Raw genomic sequence first — 16,302 nt, 5'->3', positions numbered from 1 at the left:
AGCCCGCGACGGCGCAGCATTTCTGTGCGCCCATGGGCCCGGTCGGATGTCGGCTTCCGTCCAGTCGCTCACGCGGGAAGGCACGTGAGGGCGTGACAGTCGCGGACATTCGGTACAGACAGGGCTTGGTCGGCGCGAGCAAGGACCGCAGAATCCCGCGCCGGTTTCGACGCCTTTCCTTCAAGGAAAACCCCATGGCCTACACCGACCGCGTCAAGCAGATCCTCTCCTGGTACCCCTCCGACAACCCCGGCACGCTGACGAACCTGGCGCGCCTCATGAACCACGGCACGCTCGCCGGCACGGGCAAGCTGGTCATCCTCCCGGTGGATCAGGGCTTCGAGCACGGCCCCGCGCGCTCCTTCGGTCCGAACCCCGCCGGGTATGATCCGGACTACCACGCGCAGCTGGCCATCGAGTCCGGCTGCAACGCGTACGCGGCGCCGCTGGGCTTCCTGGAGGCCGTCGCGGGCAAGCTCGCCGGTGAGATTCCCCTCATCCTCAAGGTGAACAACTCCGACTCGCTGGCCAAGACGGCCGCGCCCATGTCCGCGGTGACGTCGTCCGTGAAGGACGCGGTGCGCCTGGGCTGCGCGGCGGTGGGCTACACCATCTACCCGGGCTCCGCGGCCCGCAACGAGCAGTACCAGGACCTGCGCGACATCATCGCGGAGGCCAAGTCCTACGGCCTGCCCACGGTGCTCTGGGCCTACCCGCGCGGTGCGCTGTCCAAGGAGGGCGAGACGGCCATCGACGTGGTGGCGTACGCCGCGCAGATCTCCGCGCAGATGGGCGCGCACATCATCAAGGTGAAGCCGCCCACGGACTTCCTGGAGCAGGCGGAGGCGAAGAAGGCCTTCGAGAAGGCGAACATCCCCACCAAGACGCTCGCGGACCGCGTGCGCGAGGTGGTGCGCTCCGCGTTCAACGGCAAGCGCATCGTCATCTTCTCCGGCGGCGAGGCGAAGGAGACGGGCGCCCTCATGGAGGACATCCGGCAGATCCACCAGGGTGGCGGCTTCGGCTCCATCATGGGCCGCAACGCCTTCCAGCGTCCGCACGCCGAGTCCATCAAGCTGCTCAAGGACGTGATGAACGTCTTCGCGGGCAAGTAGTCCCCGCACCGTCTCATCCGTGGCGTGGCGCCCTCCCCGGCCCGTCCCTTCGCCGGACGGGCGCCACGCGGCGCGAGCGTTCCGCCGTCAACGCTGGCGGGCGGACAAGCCCAGGGAGGGCCGCCGACCCGCAGTCCTACCCTGGCCTCCATGCCGGGCTTGGATTACGCAACAGGGATGATTCAGGGTTCCAGGACGCCTGGTACTGACGTCGCGGCCACCACCGCGCCCGAGCCGGACGCCACCGACCCCGCGGCCTTGGACTTCCTGGCGGGTGGCGGCGACATGGGCGCCCTGGTGCGGTCCATGGACTGGTCGAAGACGCCGCTGGGTCCGGTGTCCTCCTGGCCGCAGTCCCTGCGCACCATCGCCAGCACCTGCCTCACCTCCGGCTTCCCCATGATGGTGTTCTGGGGGCCGCAGTCGGTGAAGATCTACAACGACGCCTACAGCCGCATCCTGGGCGGCAAGCACCCGGCGGCGATGGGACGGCCGGGCCACGAGGTCTGGGCGGAGGTCTGGGATCAGATCGGCCCGTGGGTGGAGCAGGTCCGCCGCGAGGGCCGCCCCCTCATGACGGAGAACCAGCTCCTCTTCGTCGAGCGCAACGGCTTCCTGGAGGAGACCTACTTCACCTTCGCCTACAGCCCCGTCCGCGACGAGTCCGGGGCCGTCAACGGCGTGCTGGACACGGTGGTGGAGACCACCAGCCAGGTGCTCGACGCGCGCCGCCTGCGGACGCTGCAGGAGGTGGCCGCGCGCGCGGGCGGAAGCCTCCGGGTCCATGACGCGTGCACCCGGGCCATGGAGGCGCTCGCCACCAACCCCGCGGACCTTCCGTTCGCGCTGCTCTACCGCGTGGACGCGGACGGCAACCGGGCCCGCCTGGAGGCGCGCATGGGCCTGGAGGCGGACGGCCCCTTCAGCCCCGGACAGGTGGACCTGACGCCGGGCTCGGCCTCCCCCTGGCCGCTGGCCCAGGTGGTGAGCTCCGGGCAGGCCGAAGAGGTGCGGGAGCTCCAGGCGCGCTTCGGTCGCCTCCCCCTGCGGGACGGCGTGCCGCCTCCCACGACGGCGCTCGTGCTGCCCATGGCCCGCCCTGGCGAGCCGAGCCCCGCGGGCGTGCTGGTGCTGGGCCTGTCACCCCGCGTGCCCGTGGATGCGTCGTACCGCTCGTTCCTGGAGCTGGTCGCCGGGAGCATGGGCGCGGCCATCGCCGGAGCTCGCGCGTACGAGGACGCCCGGCGGCAGGCGGAGGTGCTCGCGGAGCTGGACCGGGCGAAGACGGCCTTCTTCTCCAACGTCAGCCACGAGTTCCGCACGCCGCTGACGCTGATGCTGGGGCCGCTGGGGGACGTGCTCGCGGATCCGGAGCTGCCCCTGCATCCGGGGCACCGGCAGCAGTTGATGCTGGTCCAGCGCAACAGCCAGCGGCTGCTCAAGCTGGTGAACAGCCTGCTCGACTTCAGCCGCCTGGAGGCGGGCCGCATGCGGGCCCACTTCGAGCCCACGGACCTGGGGCCGCTCACCGCGGGGCTCGCGGGCGCGTTCGATTCGCTGGTGACCAAGGCGGGGCTGCGGCTCCAGGTGGAGTGCCCCTCCCTGTCCACCCCCGTCTGGGTGGACCGCGAGCTCTGGGAGAAGGTCGTCCTCAACCTGCTCTCCAACGCCTTCAAGTTCACCTTCCAGGGCGCCATCACCGTCCGCCTGCGCCAGCACGGCGACCGGGTGGAGCTGTCCGTCAGCGACACGGGCATGGGCATCCCCGCGAACGAGCTGCCCCGCGTCTTCGATCGCTTCCACCGGGTGGAGGGCGTGCGGGGCCGCAGCCACGAAGGCAGCGGCATCGGGCTGGCGCTCGTGCGCGAGCTGGTGGACCTGCACGGGGGACGCGTCAGCGTGGAGAGCACGCCGGGCGAGGGCAGCACCTTCACGGTGTCCCTGCCCACCGGCACCGCGCACCTGCCCGCGGGACAGCCGGAGCCCGCCCGGGCGGAGTCCGTGCGCGCTCCAACCCCGGAGGCCTTCGTCCAGGAGGCGGCGCAGTGGGTGTCGGGCATCTGGGACGACGCGCCGGTTTCCTTGCCGGAAGCGCGGACGGGAATCGTGCGGGGCCACGTGCTGGTGGCGGACGACAACACGGACATGCGCGACTACGTGCGGCGGTCCCTGGAGGGGCGCTTCACGGTGACGGCGGTGGCGGACGGCCGGGCCGCGCTGGAAGCGGCGCGGGAGCAGCCACCGGACGTCGTGCTGTCGGACGTGATGATGCCGGGGATGGACGGCTTCGGGCTGCTGCGGGAGCTGAAGGCGGATCCGCGCACGGCCCACGTCCCCGTCATCCTCCTGTCCGCGCGCGCGGGCGAGGAGGCCAAGGTGGAGGGCCTCACCGCCGGCGCGGACGACTACCTGGTGAAGCCCTTCGGTGTGCGGGAGCTGGTGGCCCGCCTGGAGGGGACGGTCAACGCCGCGCGGGCCCGCGCCCAGCGCGAGGAGCTGCTCCAGGCGCTCAAGCTGTCGGAGACGCGCTACCGGCTGGCCACGCGCGCCACGAAGGACGCCGTCTGGGACCTGGACATCCGCACGCAGCAGCTGTCCTGGAGCGAGGGCATCCACACCCTCTTCGGCTACGGGCCGGACGCGGTGCGCCCCGGGCTGGACTGGTGGACGGACGCCGTCCATCCGGAGGACCGCGCGCAGGCCGCCGAAAGCCTCCACGCCATCGCGGAGGCGCCCGGGGGCAGCGACTGGCGCGCCGAGTACCGCTTCCGCCGCGCGGACGGCACCTACGCCCAGGTGGAGGACCGGGGCTGGGTGGTGCGCGACGCCGCCGGCAGGGCCATCCGCATGGTGGGCGCCATGCAGGACGTCACGGAGCGCAAGGCCGCGGAGGACGCCCTGCGCCGCAGCGAGGAGGAGTTCCGCACGCTCGCGGAAGCGCTGCCGGAGGCCGTCTTCGTCACCACCCCGGATGGCGCCATCTCCTACGTGAACGGCGTGCTCCCGGAGGAGACCGGCATGAGCGCGGAGGAGCTGCTGGACCGGGGCTACCGGTGCATCGTCCACCCCGACGACATGGCCTCCACCGGCAGGGCCTGGGCGGAGGGGCTGGCGCGCGGCGACCGCTTCCAGGCCGAGCACCGGGTGCGCTACCGGGACGGCCAGTACCGCTGGCACCTGGTGCGCGCCCTGTCCGTGCGGGACGCGGAGGGCCAGGTGATCAAGTGGGTGGGCACCTCCATGGACATCCATGAGCTGCGCCAGGCCCAGGCCCAGCAGCAGCAGCGCGCGGACTTCGAGCAGCAGCTCATTGGCATCGTAAGCCACGACCTGCGCAACCCCGTGAGCGCCATCCTCCTGGGCGCCGCCAGCCTGATGCGCCGCGAGGAACTGGACGAGCGCAGCACCAAGGCCGTCAGCCGGATCCAGTCCGCCGCGGAGCGGGCCCACCGGATGATCCGCGACCTGCTCGACTTCACCCAGGCGCGCCTGGGCGGCGGGCTGCACATCCAGCGGCGCCCGTCGGACCTGCACGAGATCATCGACGGCGTGCTGGAGGAGATTGAAGCCACGCACCCGGACCGGGAGATCCGCCGGCGCCGGGGCGGCAGCGGCCTGGGGGAGTGGGATCCGGACCGGCTGGGGCAGATGGCCCAGAACCTGGTGACCAACGCGCTGAGGTACAGCCCCCGGGACACCATCGTCCTGGTGGAGACCCACGGCACGGACGACGCCGTGACGCTGTCCATCCACAACGAGGGCGCCCCCATCCCCCCGGAGCGGCTGGACCGGCTCTTCCAGCCGCTGCAGCGCGCCAGCGGCGAGGTGGACCACAGCAGCCGGAGCATCGGGCTGGGGCTCTACATCGTGAAACAACTGGTGGAGGCCCACGGCGGCACCGTCACCGTGACGTCCACCGCCGAGGCGGGCACCACCTTCACCGTGCGGCTGCCCCGCCACGTCCCGGCGGCGCCCGAGCTCCCCGCGAGCCCGTAGCGCGTCGCCCCGGGCCTGGCCTGGCCGGGCGGACCGCGCGCCCCAAAAGCAAAAGGCCCGCGAGATTTCTCTCGCGGGCCTCTCTCACTTCAGTGTGGAGCTAACCGGGATCGAACCGGTGACCTCTTGAATGCCATTCAAGCGCTCTCCCAGCTGAGCTATAGCCCCGTCTTTTCGCTGCGTGCTGCCCGGGCCGCCGTGGGGGGCGGTCCGTGCCGTGAGGCGGCGCGACTTCTACGGCTTCTTCGTCCCAGACGCCACAACTTTTTGCGGCTTCGCGACGGTTTTTACCTTCAAACGGTCCGCCACCTCTTCTCCTTCCCGGAGCAGGTCGGTGAGGGACGCGGCGTGGTCCGCCGCCGCCTTCTCCGCCGCGGCGATGTTCTGCAGCAGCCGGGCGAAGTTCGCGGGCAGCTCCAGCCGGCCTGCCTGGACGGCCTGCCAGACGGCCTCGCCCAGCTCGCGGTGGGTCTGCTCCTTCTTGTCCTTGAGGAAGGCGGCCTTGCCGTTGGCCCGTGCCAGCTCCGTGTTGCGCTCAACGGCCTCCCGCAGCTTGGCCAGCTTGGCCTCGGCCGCCTGGAAGGCCTCGTTGATCTGCCGCATCACTTCGGTCTGCTTCGGATCTGCCGCCACGGCTGTCACCCTCGGGAGAGGAGAAGGTCGTTCGTGCGTAACGTGGCCGCTCGGCGACTGTCAACCCGCCTTGCGGACCAGCCGGGCGGCGAAGAAGCCCCCGCCGGGGACCCGGGGCGGCAGGGCGCGCAGGTACGGGCCGTCCACTCCCACCTGGAGCTCCGCGGGCCACCCCTCCCCCACCGGCTCCAGGGCGAAGCCCGGGTGCTTCTGGAGGAAGCCCTCCACCACCGCGTCGTTCTCCTCCGGCAGGACGGAGCACGTGGCGTAGACGATGCGCGCCCCGGGCTTCACCTGCGCGGCCACCTCCGCGAGCAGCGCGGACTGCGTGGCCTGGAACTCCGTGATGGCCTTGGCGGACAGCTTCCACTTCTGATCCGGCTCGCGCGCCAGGGACCCCGTGCCGCTGCACGGCGCGTCCACCAGCACCACGTCCACCGCGTCCAGCGGCACCGGATGCGGGAACGACACCTGCTTCAGGCCAAACTCGCGCACCCGGTCGCGCGCGTCCGCCAGCCGCCGCTTGGAGCGGTCCCCCGCGAGCACCTTCCCCTTCGCGCCCACGAGGTCCGCGAGCCCCAGCGTCTTGCCGCCGGCCCCCGCGCACACGTCCGCCACGGTGAGCCCCGCCAGGGTCGCCCCGGGCGGCAGGCACGCCAGGACGATGAGCTGGCTGCCCACGTCCTGCACCTGGAGCCGCCGGACCTTCATCGTCCTCGACTCGAAGATGCGGTGGCTGGAGTCCGCGACGCGCAGCGCGTCCGGAGCGCACGGCACGGCCTCCGCCGCCACGCCTTCTTGCGCCAGCGCCGCGAGCACCGCGTCCCGCGTCCCCGGAGGCCGCGCGCGGAAGTGCAGTGAGGGCTCCTCGTCCAGCGACGCCATCAGCCCCGCGAGCGTCCCTTCCGGGTACACCTGCGCCAGCCGCTGCGTGAGCCACCCCGGGAACGAGTACCGGGTGGCCAGCCGCTCGACGACGGCCTCCGCGGACTCCGAGCCCTGGGCCGGGGGAGGCTCCGCGAGGGGCTTCGTGACGAGCCCCTCCAGCACCGCGTCATGCAGCGTGCGCGGCCGCACCGGCCCCGGCAGCTTCACCTCCGGCCCGACGCGCGCCCAGCCCTCGCCGCAGAACAGGCGCCGCCAGAGCGCGTAGCGCACCAGGGCCTGATCCTCCGTGAGGACGTGCTTGCCGGGCGAGTGCCCCAGCGTCCGCGCCGCCAGGTCCAGCAGCCGCGTGTGCCGGGACAGCTCGCGCGCGGCCATGGCCACGAAGCGCCGCTCCTGTCCGCCCAGCCCCTCCGCCTCCCGTAGCGCGGTGGCGAGCGCGGCCTTCAGCGGCTCGCCCTTGAGGACGGCGATGTGCGTTTCAATCGCCGCGGTGGCCGCGCGCCGGGACGGACGCCCCAGGCGTGACGGCTCATGCGGCGTGGGCCAGAGGGGGATGTCCAAGGGTGACCTCGTCGCCTAACCGCGCAGCGGCACGCACACGGCCAGCGCACCGGCCCGCGTCTTCAACTGGGGCGACGCACCGAGAGACAGGAACAGGTAGCACGGAGCGGCGTAGCGCTCCCCGTCCAGCTCCAGGTCGCCCTCCACCAGGAGGACGCCGTGGGCGCACTGGGGGCGGCTCCAGGGGAAGGTGGCGTCCGGAGAGAGCCGCACCCACATCCGGGCGCTGTCCGGCGTGGACCCCGCGCACCGAACCCCGGGCGAGGGCTCCGTCCAGTCGGGCGCGTCCCCGGCGGGAGGGGTCGAGGCCTCGGCGACGGCCTGGCGCTTGAGCTCCAGGAAGCGCTCCACCAGCCCCAGGATGTCATCCACCTGGAAGGGCTTGATCAGCAGCGCGTCCGGCTCCGAGGGGTGCAGGACCTGGGCGACCTCGTCCGGACCGGCGGCGCTGACGATGGCCACCGGGTGGCGCTGGCGGCGCGCGGCCTCCAGGACGCCCCGGCCGTCCGCGTGGCCTCCGGCGATGCGCATGTCGGTCATCACCAGCTCGAAGCGGTCCGCGCGCAGGGCGCTCAGCGCTTCGTCGAGGGTGCCCACCGCCTGCACGTCCGCCATCTCGGAGACCAGCTCCCCCATTCCTTCGCGGAGGCTCGGATCATCCTCGACCAGCAGAACCTTCATCGCGTCTTCCAGCGCGGGGGACAGGGGAGCGCTTTCACGTTCGGGCGGCCCGGAAGGACGGCATGGTGGGCGCCGGGTCTGCGTTTGAAGATGGCCCTCCCCGGACTCGAACCGGGACGCGGGGTCAGCCGCAGCGGATTTTGAGTCCGCCTCGTCTACCAATTTCGACAGAGGGCCCCTTGGGTGTGAGCGAGGCGGCCGAACGTATATCGCGCCTTCGGTTCGTGTGCATCCGAAGATTGCGGCTGTCCACGCACACCGCTAAAGGGGCAGCGCATGTACAACCTCCTCATCTCCCTGGCCATCGGGCTGGCGGTCGGCGTGCTGGTGAAGCTCGCCGGCGGCTTCTCCTGGTGGGCCGGCATCGTGCCCGGCGTCATCGTCTTCTTCGCTGCCTACATCGTGCTCGCCCGCCGGGTCTCCACCCGGGTCCAGGCGCTGATGACGACGGTGCAGAATGATCTCCAGGGCCAGCCCGCCAACCAGAAGGAAGCCCAGGGGCGCGTGGACCGGGCCGTGAAGACGCTGGAGCAGGGCCTGGTCTGGGACAAGTGGCAGTTCCTCATCGGCCCGGAGATCCACGCGCAGATCGGCATGCTGAAGTACATGGTGAAGGACCTGGACGGCGCGAAGCCCCACCTGGAGAAGGCCAGCGGCCGCAACTACATGGCCAAGGCCATGGAGGGCGCCCTGCACTTCCGCCGCAACGACGCGGCCGCCATGAAGACCTCCTTCGAGGCCGCGGTGAAGAGCGGCAAGAAGGAGTCCATCGTCTGGGCGGTGTACGCGTGGTGCCTCCTGCAGCTCAAGGACAAGGACGGCGCCCAGCGCGTGCTCGCGCGCGGCGTGGAGCAGAACCCCTCCGACGAGAAGCTCAAGGGCAGCCTCGCCCAGCTGCAGAACGACAAGCGCCTGAAGATGAAGCCCTACGAGCCGCTCTGGTGGCAGTTCGGCCTGGAGGCGCCGCCGATGATGCCGCCCATGGGTGGCGGGCGCCGCGTGCAGTTCACGAACCGGCGCTGAGGTCCCGCTGGACGTGACGACCGGGCGCCACCGCCATGGCGCCCGGGTCCCGCTTCAAGATCCCGTCGATGGCGCCGCTTCGTGCGCGCGCTTCCGGGGAATTCTCAACGGATCAGCCGCTCCACCCCACCACCGGACAGCGCTCCGGTGCGGCCCTTCGTCCGGCAATTCCTACCGTGCGCGGCGCCCCCACGCTGCAACGTCTTCCGGCTGGCTTGTTGGCTGTCGCGCGGGCCCCCATGCAACCCCCTGAAAAGAGGCCGGCCGCGGCGTGAGTCGCGGGGCACAGGGCTTGCTCTCGGCAAGGGCACGCGGGCGACCGGGGCGGATGGTTCCCAAAGCCCCCGCGGAGGCGGACGGGCTTGGCAGCCGGAGGTCTCGGGTGAAGGTTGGATGGGTGGGTGGGTGCTTGCAAGACGGGGCGGCGGCGGGTGCGCGTGGGGCGCAAGGGCGTGGGGAGCACCTGGAAGGGCGTGGCGCCCGAGACTTTCGGCCTGCCATTTCGGGACAGGCGAGCGGAGCGAACCAGTTCATGGAACGGCACGGCCGCAGCAGTGAGCGCGCGCTCCTGCTCATCATCGAGGACGACACCGCCGTGCGCGAGGGTCTGATGGACCTGCTCGCCCCGCGCTTCGACGTGCTGGCCGCGCCGGACGCGGACGCGGGCGTGGAGCTGGCGCGCGAGCACCGGCCGGACCTGGTGCTGCTGGATCGCTTCCTGCCCTCCGGGGATGGGCTGGCGGTCCTGGAGACGCTCCAGAACGACGTGCGCACGGAGACGGTGCCGGTCATCTTCCTGACGGGGGACGCGGACGAGGCGACCCTGGAGCGATGCCTGGAGATGGGCGCCGTGGACTTCATCCACAAGCCGGCGAGCTCGCGCGAGCTGCTCGCCCGCATCGACCGCGCGGTGCGCCAGAGCGAGCAGCAGCGCAAGCTCCAGGTGCTGGCGCAGACGGACGCGCTCACCGGCCTGGCGAACTTCCGGGCGCTGTCGGTGCGGCTGGAGGACGAGTTCAAGCGCGCCCTGCGCTACGGCTACGCGCTGAGCGTGGTGGTCATCGACCTGGACCACCTGAAGGCCATCAACGACGGCATGGGCCACGACGTGGGCAACCGCGCCATCCTGGCCCTGGCCACGCTGATGCAGGGCAACCTGCGCGAGTCCGACTTCGCGGCGCGCTTCGGCGGTGACGAGTTCGTCGTGCTCTTGCCGCACCAGACGTCCATGGAGGCCGCGGTGTTCGCGGAGCGCCTGCGCTCGGAGCTGCGCGGCGTGAACGTGCAGCGCGGTGACGGGCGCCCGGCGCCCTTCGGGTTGAGCATCAGCGTGGGCGTGGCGGACCACACGGCCGACTCCCCGCGTGAGAGCACGGAGGCCTTGCTGAAGGCGGCGGACGCCGCGCTCTACGAGGCCAAGCGGGAGGGACGTGACCGGGTGGTGGTGTACGGCCAGTCGGTCCACGCCCCCGCGGCGCAGCGGCACTGACGGCGGGAAGGGAACGAGGGCGCGCGATGAGCGGGACCAGCAAGCTTACGAGTGGTTCGAGGGTGGCGATCGTCGGCGGCGGCATCGCCGGTGCGGGGCTCGCGGCGTCGCTGCTCTTCAACGGCCGCGCGCGGGGCGTGGCCCTGGACGTGCGCGTCTACGCGGGGGGCACCGAGGAGCGCACCGCGCCCCCTGCCCTGCTCACGCCGGAGTGCCGCTCGCGGCTGGCCGCGCTGGGCTGCCGGATTCCGCCGGAGTGGCGCGCGCACGAGCTGCGCGGCGTGGAGGTGATTTCCCAGGGCGAGGGCGAGCGCGAGCTCTTGCCGTGCGCCGCGGGCGGCCTCTGGGTCGTGGACGGCTGGCCCAAGGGTGAAGGCGGCCTGGACATGGTGCGCCACGTGCTGTCCACGGCGGCCAGCGCGCAGGGCGCCCGGTTCGTGGACCGTCACGTGGAGCGCGTGGAGCGTCAGGCTCCGGCGCCGGACGCGCCCACGGCGGTGCGCAACGCGGGCCCCCTGGTGGTCCGCGCGCAGGGCAGCGGCGAGCGCTTCCACGCGGTGGCGCTGGCCGCGGGCGCCGGGCCGCTCATGGGGGACAACTTCTTCAAGGGCTTCCGTCCCGCGCCGTCCATGCCGGCGGTGCAGGCGCGGCTCCAGGGCGCGATGACGGGCCGGGACCTGGCGCCGGTGGCGCGCCTGTGGATTTCCCCGCTGCCCGCCGTGGATGCGCTGTTCCTCATCCCGGGCGCGTCGTCCGTGTACGCGCTGGCCTTCGGCGCGGCGGTGACGCCGGCGGACCTGTGCCAGGTGCTGATGATGGCCGCGCGCGACGGCCTGCTGGAGGAGGGCTTCGAGGTCGCGGCGCTGGAGACGACGCGCCTGCCCTTCGGCCCCGGCCGCACGCTGGTGGCGCCCGGGCAGTTGGCGGTGGGCCCCGCGGCCTTCGGCCACCCGCTGCAGGTGGGCCTGTCGGAGACGCTGGCGTCGTGCAGCCGCGCCGCGGTGGCGCTGCTGGATGGCGGGCTGGACGCGCCGTCGCTGGAGCGCCGGTACGTGCGCGACGGGCTGGGCGAGCTGATGGAGGACGCGGCGGCCGGTGCGCGCTCCATCGCCTGGCTGCGCCGCGCGGGCAAGCGGGCCCCGGCGGCGTTCGTCGCGGCACGCGCGAAGCACTCGCAGGGCGGTGTGTATGGCGGCGGCGTGCTGGGCCTGAGCGCCCCCACCCCGCTGGGCCTGCTGGCCGCGGCGCGCTGGTCGGGCGTGCGCGAGGTGGTGGGCTCGTGGCTGCGCACGCCGATGGAGCCCGTGCCGACGTTCGTGCCGGAGGTGGAGCCGGACCTGTACTACGTGGTGGACGACGACGCGGACACGCGCGAGGCGCTCACGCTGCTCCTGGAAAGCACCGGCGCGCGCGTGGTGTCCTTCGCGGACGAGCTGGCGCTGTTCTGCGCCGTGGCCCGCCGCCCGCCCACCGCCATCCTGCTGGACGTGGTGCTGCACTGGGTGGATGGCCTGCGCCTGTGTGAAGGCCTCAAGCAGCACCCGCTCACCCGCGACACGCGCGTGCTGGTGATGAGCGGCCTCAACCGTCCGCACGTGCGCCAGCGCGCGCTCGACGCGGGCGCGGAGGCATTCCTGCCCAAGCCGGTGAACCCGGACCGCCTCCTCTGCCAGCTCACCGGCCGCGTGCCGGATCCGCTCGCCGCCGCCCCGCGTGAAGTCCCGCGGCCCGTCGTGGTGGAGAGCTTCGGCGAGGATCGTTTCGCCTCCTGACACCTGACCGCGCGCAAGTGTTGACCGGGGCCCTGGGCTCCGGGGCCGTGGATTGTGGGCCGCTCCTTCCGTGCACAGGGTGCGCGGCCCATGCTCTCTTCCCGCCTCTTCGCAGGTGCCGTGCTGTGCCTCTCGGTCGCGTGCTCGGACAAGACGACGTCCAACAACGGTGATCAGACCCCGTTGGATGTCGCCATCCCCACGCCCCAGGTGCCTCCAAAGGAGGACGCCGTGCGCGCGGTGTCGGTGCCCAACAACCTGGTGAAGCCCGCGAAGCAGACGTTCGGCGCGGAGCGGCTGGCGCAGCTGCGCGTCCCCGCGGGCTTCCAGGTGGGCGTCTTCGCGCAGGGGCTCACGAACCCTCGCAAGCTCGCGGTGCGCCCCAGCGGCGCCGTCTACGTCACCGAGCGCGAGGCCGGCCGCGTCACCCTGCTGCGCGACACGAACGGCGACGGCGCGGCGGACACGAGCGTCGTCGTGGCGAGCGGGCTGGGCACGAAGAACTCGGGCGTGCACGGGCTGGCGCTCCAGGGCGACCGGCTCTTCATGATCACCGACCGGCAGGTGCTGGTCGCCGCGGTGAACGCGGATGACACGCTGGGGGCCCCTGCCCTCTTCATCGACCGGCTGCCGGACGCGGGGCAGCACCCCAACCGGACGCTCGCGTTCGGGCCGGACGGCAAGCTGTACGTGTCCGTGGGCAGCACCTGCAACGCGTGCGCGGACGCCAACCCGGAGAACGCCACGCTGCTGCGCTTCGAGCCGGACGGCACGGGCCGCACCGTGTTCGCGAAGGGGCTGCGCAACACCATCGGGTTCGCGTGGCACCCGGTGTCCGGGCAGCTCTGGGGCATGGATCACGGCTCGGACTCACGCGGGGACGACTACCCGCCGGAGGAGCTGAACCGCATCCAGCAGGACGCGGACTACGGCTGGCCCTACTGCCTGGGCAAGCAGGAGCCGGACGCGTTCCTCAGCCAGGAGCCGCCGGACATGCAGTCGCGCCCGGAGTACTGCGCGAAGACGCAGCCGCCGGTGCTGGAGTACCAGGCGCACTCGGCGCCCATGAGCCTGAGCTTCTACACGGGCACCCTCTTCCCCGCGGAGTTCCGTGGCAACGCCTTCGTGGCGATGCGCGGCTCGTGGAACCGCAACCCGCCCACGGGCTACAAGGTCGTCCGCGTGCGCTTCGACGCCCAGGGCACGCCGACCGCGTTCGAGGACTTCGCGTCGGGCTGGCTCGGCGCGGACGGCACCACGCAGTTCGCCCGGCTGGCGGACACGGCGGTGGCCGCCGACGGAGCGCTGCTCGTCACGGACGATGCGAACGGCGTCATCTACCGCATCGGCTACTCGGGCTGAGCTTCACTCACTGATATCCCTATTTCACCGCGAGTGAATAGGCGCCAGGGGCATCCTGGCGCTCAAGCCTCCACGTGGCGGATGCCCCGCCGCAGCATGAGCGAGCCGGACATCATGGAGATGCCCCGGAAGAAGACGGCGAGCCCGACGAGGGTCCCCACGAGCCACACGGAGGACTGCGGCCAGCGGGCCATGACGCTGATGCCCAGGACCACGGAGATGGCGCCGTAGGCCAGGTCCCAGCCCCACTGGAAGTAGCGGTCCATGACGGACGTGATGACGTGGAAGAGGCCGCTGGCGAAGAAGTAGCCGGCGATCAGCAGCGTCAGCGAGGCGAGCCCCGCGGCCGGGTACATGACGGTGAGGATGCCGACGACGGTGGTGAGCACGCCGCCGAGCATGAAGGACCAGAAGGCACCCCGGCCCTCGCCGCGTGAACGGACGGCCGCGATGATCTCCAGCACGCCGCCAATCACCAGCATCATGCCGATGAAGAAGACGGTGACGAAGCTGGTGAAGACCGTGGCGCCCAGCAGCACGACGCCCGCGATCGACGTCAGCAGCCCCAGGAGGAAGGGAGCGCCCCACATGGCCGAGGCCCCTCGGGAAAGGCGGTCCGGCCGGGTGTCCGGCGCGCGTTCGACGTTCGGTCTCATGGCGATCTCCACGGTGATGGCTGCCCGCCTCGGGCCCTCGGCCGCCTGTCGGTCCGGGAGTGGACGTGGGGGAAGCGTTTCCTGGTGGAAGATGGGAGCGGAGCCGGGTGCGAACAATCCGCGCCGCCAGGCGAATCAAGTGAAGCGCCGAGCAGGGGCCGGGAAGGCCCGCTCCGCTCAAGGGGTGGGGCGGGCGTACGGGGGCGCGAGGAACACCGCGCCGGGCTCCTTGCGGAACCACGTGAGCTGCCGCTTGGAGTAGCGCCGGGTCTCCTGCGCGGTGTCGGCGATGGCCTCTTCGCGCGTCATCCGGCCCTCCACGACGGCGCGGGCCTGCACGTAGCCGACGCTGCGCATGGGGGCCGCGTCCGCGTAGCCCTGTTCCAGCAGGGCCCGCGTCTCTTCCACGAGTCCGCGTGCGAACAGCGCCTCCGTGCGCGCGTTGATGGCGGCGTAGAGGGCGTCGCGCGGCGGGTCGAGCACGTACAGCTGGAAGGGATAGCGGTCCGGCGCGAAGGCATGCGCGCGGCGGAACTCCGAGGCGGGGACGCCCGTCTGCGCGTGGATCTCCAGCGCGCGGACGACGCGCACCAGGTCCTGGGGCGGCAGCTTCGCGGCGGTCTCCGGATCCACCTCGGACAAGCGGCGGTGCACGGCCTCCCTCCCCTGCTCCGCCGCGAGCGCCTCCAGCTCCGCGCGCAGCGAAGGCAGGGCCCCGGGTGCGTCCACCACGCCGTGCAGCAGGACGCGCAGGTACAGGCCGGTGCCGCCGACGACGAACACGGGCCGGCCGCGGGAGGCGATGTCCGCGATGGCCGCGTCGGCGCGGCGCTGGTATTCGGCGGCGGAGAAGGTCTCCAGCGGATCCACGCAGGAGACCAGGTGGTGCGGCACGGCGGCCAGCTCCTCGGCGGAGGGCTTGGCGGTGCCGATGTCGAACGCGCGGTACACCTGCTGCGAGTCCGCGCTGACAATCTCTCCGCCCGAAGCGCGAGCCCAGGCGATGGCCAGCGCCGTCTTCCCCGACGCCGTGGGCCCAGCGATCACCGTCAAAGGCACCCGCGTCTCAGCCACCGTCATCCGCCTCCCACGCCCGCTGTAACGCAGACGCGAGACAAGCGCGAGCCTCTACAGCCGCGCCCGCACCGCAGCGGCCGCGCTGGCATCGCGCGCGAACACCAGCCGCACGGTCTCCACGGACGACAGCACGCGCCCCGCCGCGCCCACCAGTGCGCCCCGGCCCGCCGCCGTGGGCTCGGGCAGCATCGCGTTGAGCAGCAGCACACGGGCCACGTCCCCCGCGCCCTGCGCCTCCCACCGCGAAGCCGCGTCCCAGCCCAGCGTGCCCACCGCGACGAGCGTCGCCTCGGAGGTCCGGGCCGGGACGTTCCAGGGCGTTCCCGCGGCCCTCCACCCTCCCCCCTCCACGGGCCACACGGCCACCAGCTCGTCCGCGAGCATCGTCCCGCCCGCGTCGCGCCACAGCCCGCCCAGGGTGCTCTTGCCCGCGCCGGAGTGGCCCACGAACAGCGCGGCCCGGCCCTCGTGCACCAGCCCCACGCCGTGGAGCAGCAGCCCGCCGCGCTTCGCCAGCGCGGACGCGAGCATCACCTTGATCACGTTCTCCACCGGGTACCGGCCGGATCCGATGACGTCCGCGTGGCGCCGGTCCGCGGAGAGCACCGCGGAGTACCCGGCGCCCTCCACCCGCAGCGAGCCTGCGTCTCCAGGCTCCAGCCGGGGCAGCTCCTGCACGGTGGGCGGAGCACCCGGGTTGGAGGGCGTCCGCATCACCAGCCGGGCATCGGCGGCCACGGCCTCTGGCGCGAGGAACGCGCCGAACACGCGCTGGAGCGGACCGGCGAGCGCCGCGTCCTCCACCTCCAGCGACACCGTCCACCCGGCCAGGGTGATCCGGAGCATGCCTTCACGGGGACCCGCCGGGGGGTCCCCGCCGTTCACGGCACGCACTCCGATTCGCCGGGGATGGTGCACGTGGACAACTGCGCCAGCGCGACGAAGGGCTGCTCCCACAGGATGGCGGGAGCCACGTACACGGCGGGCGCGGCCGGCGGCTTCGGCACCGGGGCACCCGCTGGAGGCTGTGAAGGTCGTTGGCTCACGTG

At 72.4% G+C, this 16,302-nt stretch carries 13 protein-coding genes and 2 tRNA genes; 6 read left to right on the top strand and 9 right to left on the bottom strand.

Going from position 1 to position 16,302, the window contains the following annotated elements; genetic code table 11:
• Nucleotides 1-194: 194 nt before the first annotated feature.
• Both JYK02_RS00260 and JYK02_RS00255 read left to right on the top strand, forming a co-directional pair.
• Nucleotides 195-1,115, top strand: coding sequence for a class I fructose-bisphosphate aldolase (locus JYK02_RS00260; RefSeq protein WP_207047842.1), 921 nt, complete (start codon nt 195-197; stop codon nt 1,113-1,115).
• A 177-nt stretch (nt 1,116-1,292) separates the two neighbouring features.
• On the top strand, nt 1,293-5,111 hold the full coding sequence (locus tag JYK02_RS00255; protein ID WP_207047841.1) for an ATP-binding protein: 3,819 nt from the start codon (nt 1,293-1,295) through the stop codon (nt 5,109-5,111).
• Nucleotides 5,112-5,206: 95 nt separating this feature from the next.
• Here JYK02_RS00255 and JYK02_RS00250 read toward each other — a convergent pair.
• From JYK02_RS00250 to JYK02_RS00230, 5 genes are all read right to left on the bottom strand, one after another.
• A tRNA-Ala gene (locus tag JYK02_RS00250) sits at nt 5,207-5,279 on the bottom strand.
• 66 nt (nt 5,280-5,345) lie between these two features.
• On the bottom strand, nt 5,346-5,744 hold the full coding sequence (locus JYK02_RS00245; RefSeq protein WP_207047840.1) for a hypothetical protein: 399 nt from the start codon (nt 5,742-5,744) through the stop codon (nt 5,346-5,348).
• 60 nt (nt 5,745-5,804) lie between these two features.
• Nucleotides 5,805-7,193 carry an RsmB/NOP family class I SAM-dependent RNA methyltransferase gene (locus JYK02_RS00240; protein ID WP_242588262.1) on the bottom strand — a complete coding sequence of 463 codons (1,389 nt, stop codon included), beginning with the start codon at nt 7,191-7,193 and terminating at the stop codon, nt 5,805-5,807.
• A gap of 15 nt (nt 7,194-7,208) precedes the next feature.
• Nucleotides 7,209-7,874: a response regulator gene (locus tag JYK02_RS00235; protein WP_207047839.1), complete on the bottom strand. Its 666-nt coding sequence runs from the start codon at nt 7,872-7,874 to the stop codon at nt 7,209-7,211.
• Nucleotides 7,875-7,965: 91 nt separating this feature from the next.
• Nucleotides 7,966-8,051: transfer RNA gene (locus JYK02_RS00230), tRNA-Leu, on the bottom strand.
• A 99-nt stretch (nt 8,052-8,150) separates the two neighbouring features.
• Between JYK02_RS00230 and JYK02_RS00225 the strand changes: the two genes are divergently transcribed.
• The 4 genes from JYK02_RS00225 (at nt 8,151) to JYK02_RS00210 (ending at nt 13,520) form a co-directional block, all read left to right on the top strand.
• Entirely contained in the window at nt 8,151-8,897 is a 747-nt protein-coding gene (locus JYK02_RS00225; RefSeq protein WP_207047838.1) for a tetratricopeptide repeat protein, read from the top strand.
• A 532-nt stretch (nt 8,898-9,429) separates the two neighbouring features.
• Nucleotides 9,430-10,386, top strand: coding sequence for a diguanylate cyclase (locus JYK02_RS00220; RefSeq protein WP_207047837.1), 957 nt, complete (start codon nt 9,430-9,432; stop codon nt 10,384-10,386).
• A gap of 26 nt (nt 10,387-10,412) precedes the next feature.
• Complete coding sequence (locus JYK02_RS00215; protein WP_207047836.1) at nt 10,413-12,158, top strand: response regulator; 1,746 nt, start codon at nt 10,413-10,415, stop codon at nt 12,156-12,158.
• 90 nt (nt 12,159-12,248) lie between these two features.
• Nucleotides 12,249-13,520 (top strand): PQQ-dependent sugar dehydrogenase, encoded by a 1,272-nt coding sequence (locus JYK02_RS00210; protein ID WP_207047835.1) that lies wholly within the window; start codon nt 12,249-12,251, stop codon nt 13,518-13,520.
• 62 nt (nt 13,521-13,582) lie between these two features.
• Here the strand turns inward: JYK02_RS00210 and JYK02_RS00205 are convergent, their stop codons facing one another.
• The 4 genes from JYK02_RS00205 to JYK02_RS00190 form a co-directional block, all read right to left on the bottom strand.
• Nucleotides 13,583-14,176 carry an HdeD family acid-resistance protein gene (locus JYK02_RS00205; RefSeq protein WP_242588261.1) on the bottom strand — a complete coding sequence of 198 codons (594 nt, stop codon included), beginning with the start codon at nt 14,174-14,176 and terminating at the stop codon, nt 13,583-13,585.
• A 177-nt stretch (nt 14,177-14,353) separates the two neighbouring features.
• Entirely contained in the window at nt 14,354-15,235 is an 882-nt protein-coding gene (gene miaA / locus JYK02_RS00200; RefSeq protein WP_347402396.1) for a tRNA (adenosine(37)-N6)-dimethylallyltransferase MiaA, read from the bottom strand.
• A gap of 69 nt (nt 15,236-15,304) precedes the next feature.
• Entirely contained in the window at nt 15,305-16,099 is a 795-nt protein-coding gene (locus JYK02_RS00195) for a hypothetical protein (RefSeq protein WP_207047833.1), read from the bottom strand.
• Nucleotides 16,100-16,134: 35 nt separating this feature from the next.
• A complete protein-coding gene (locus JYK02_RS00190; RefSeq protein ID WP_207047882.1) occupies nt 16,135-16,299 on the bottom strand; it encodes a hypothetical protein in 165 nt (54 codons plus the stop codon).
• Nucleotides 16,300-16,302: the final 3 nt, after the last annotated feature.

The sequence above is a fragment of the Corallococcus macrosporus genome (assembly GCF_017302985.1).
GTDB classification, from domain to species: domain Bacteria; phylum Myxococcota; class Myxococcia; order Myxococcales; family Myxococcaceae; genus Corallococcus; species Corallococcus macrosporus_A.
The sequence above is the reverse complement of the archived record's forward strand: the minus strand, read 5'-3'. Positions and strand labels throughout refer to the sequence as shown.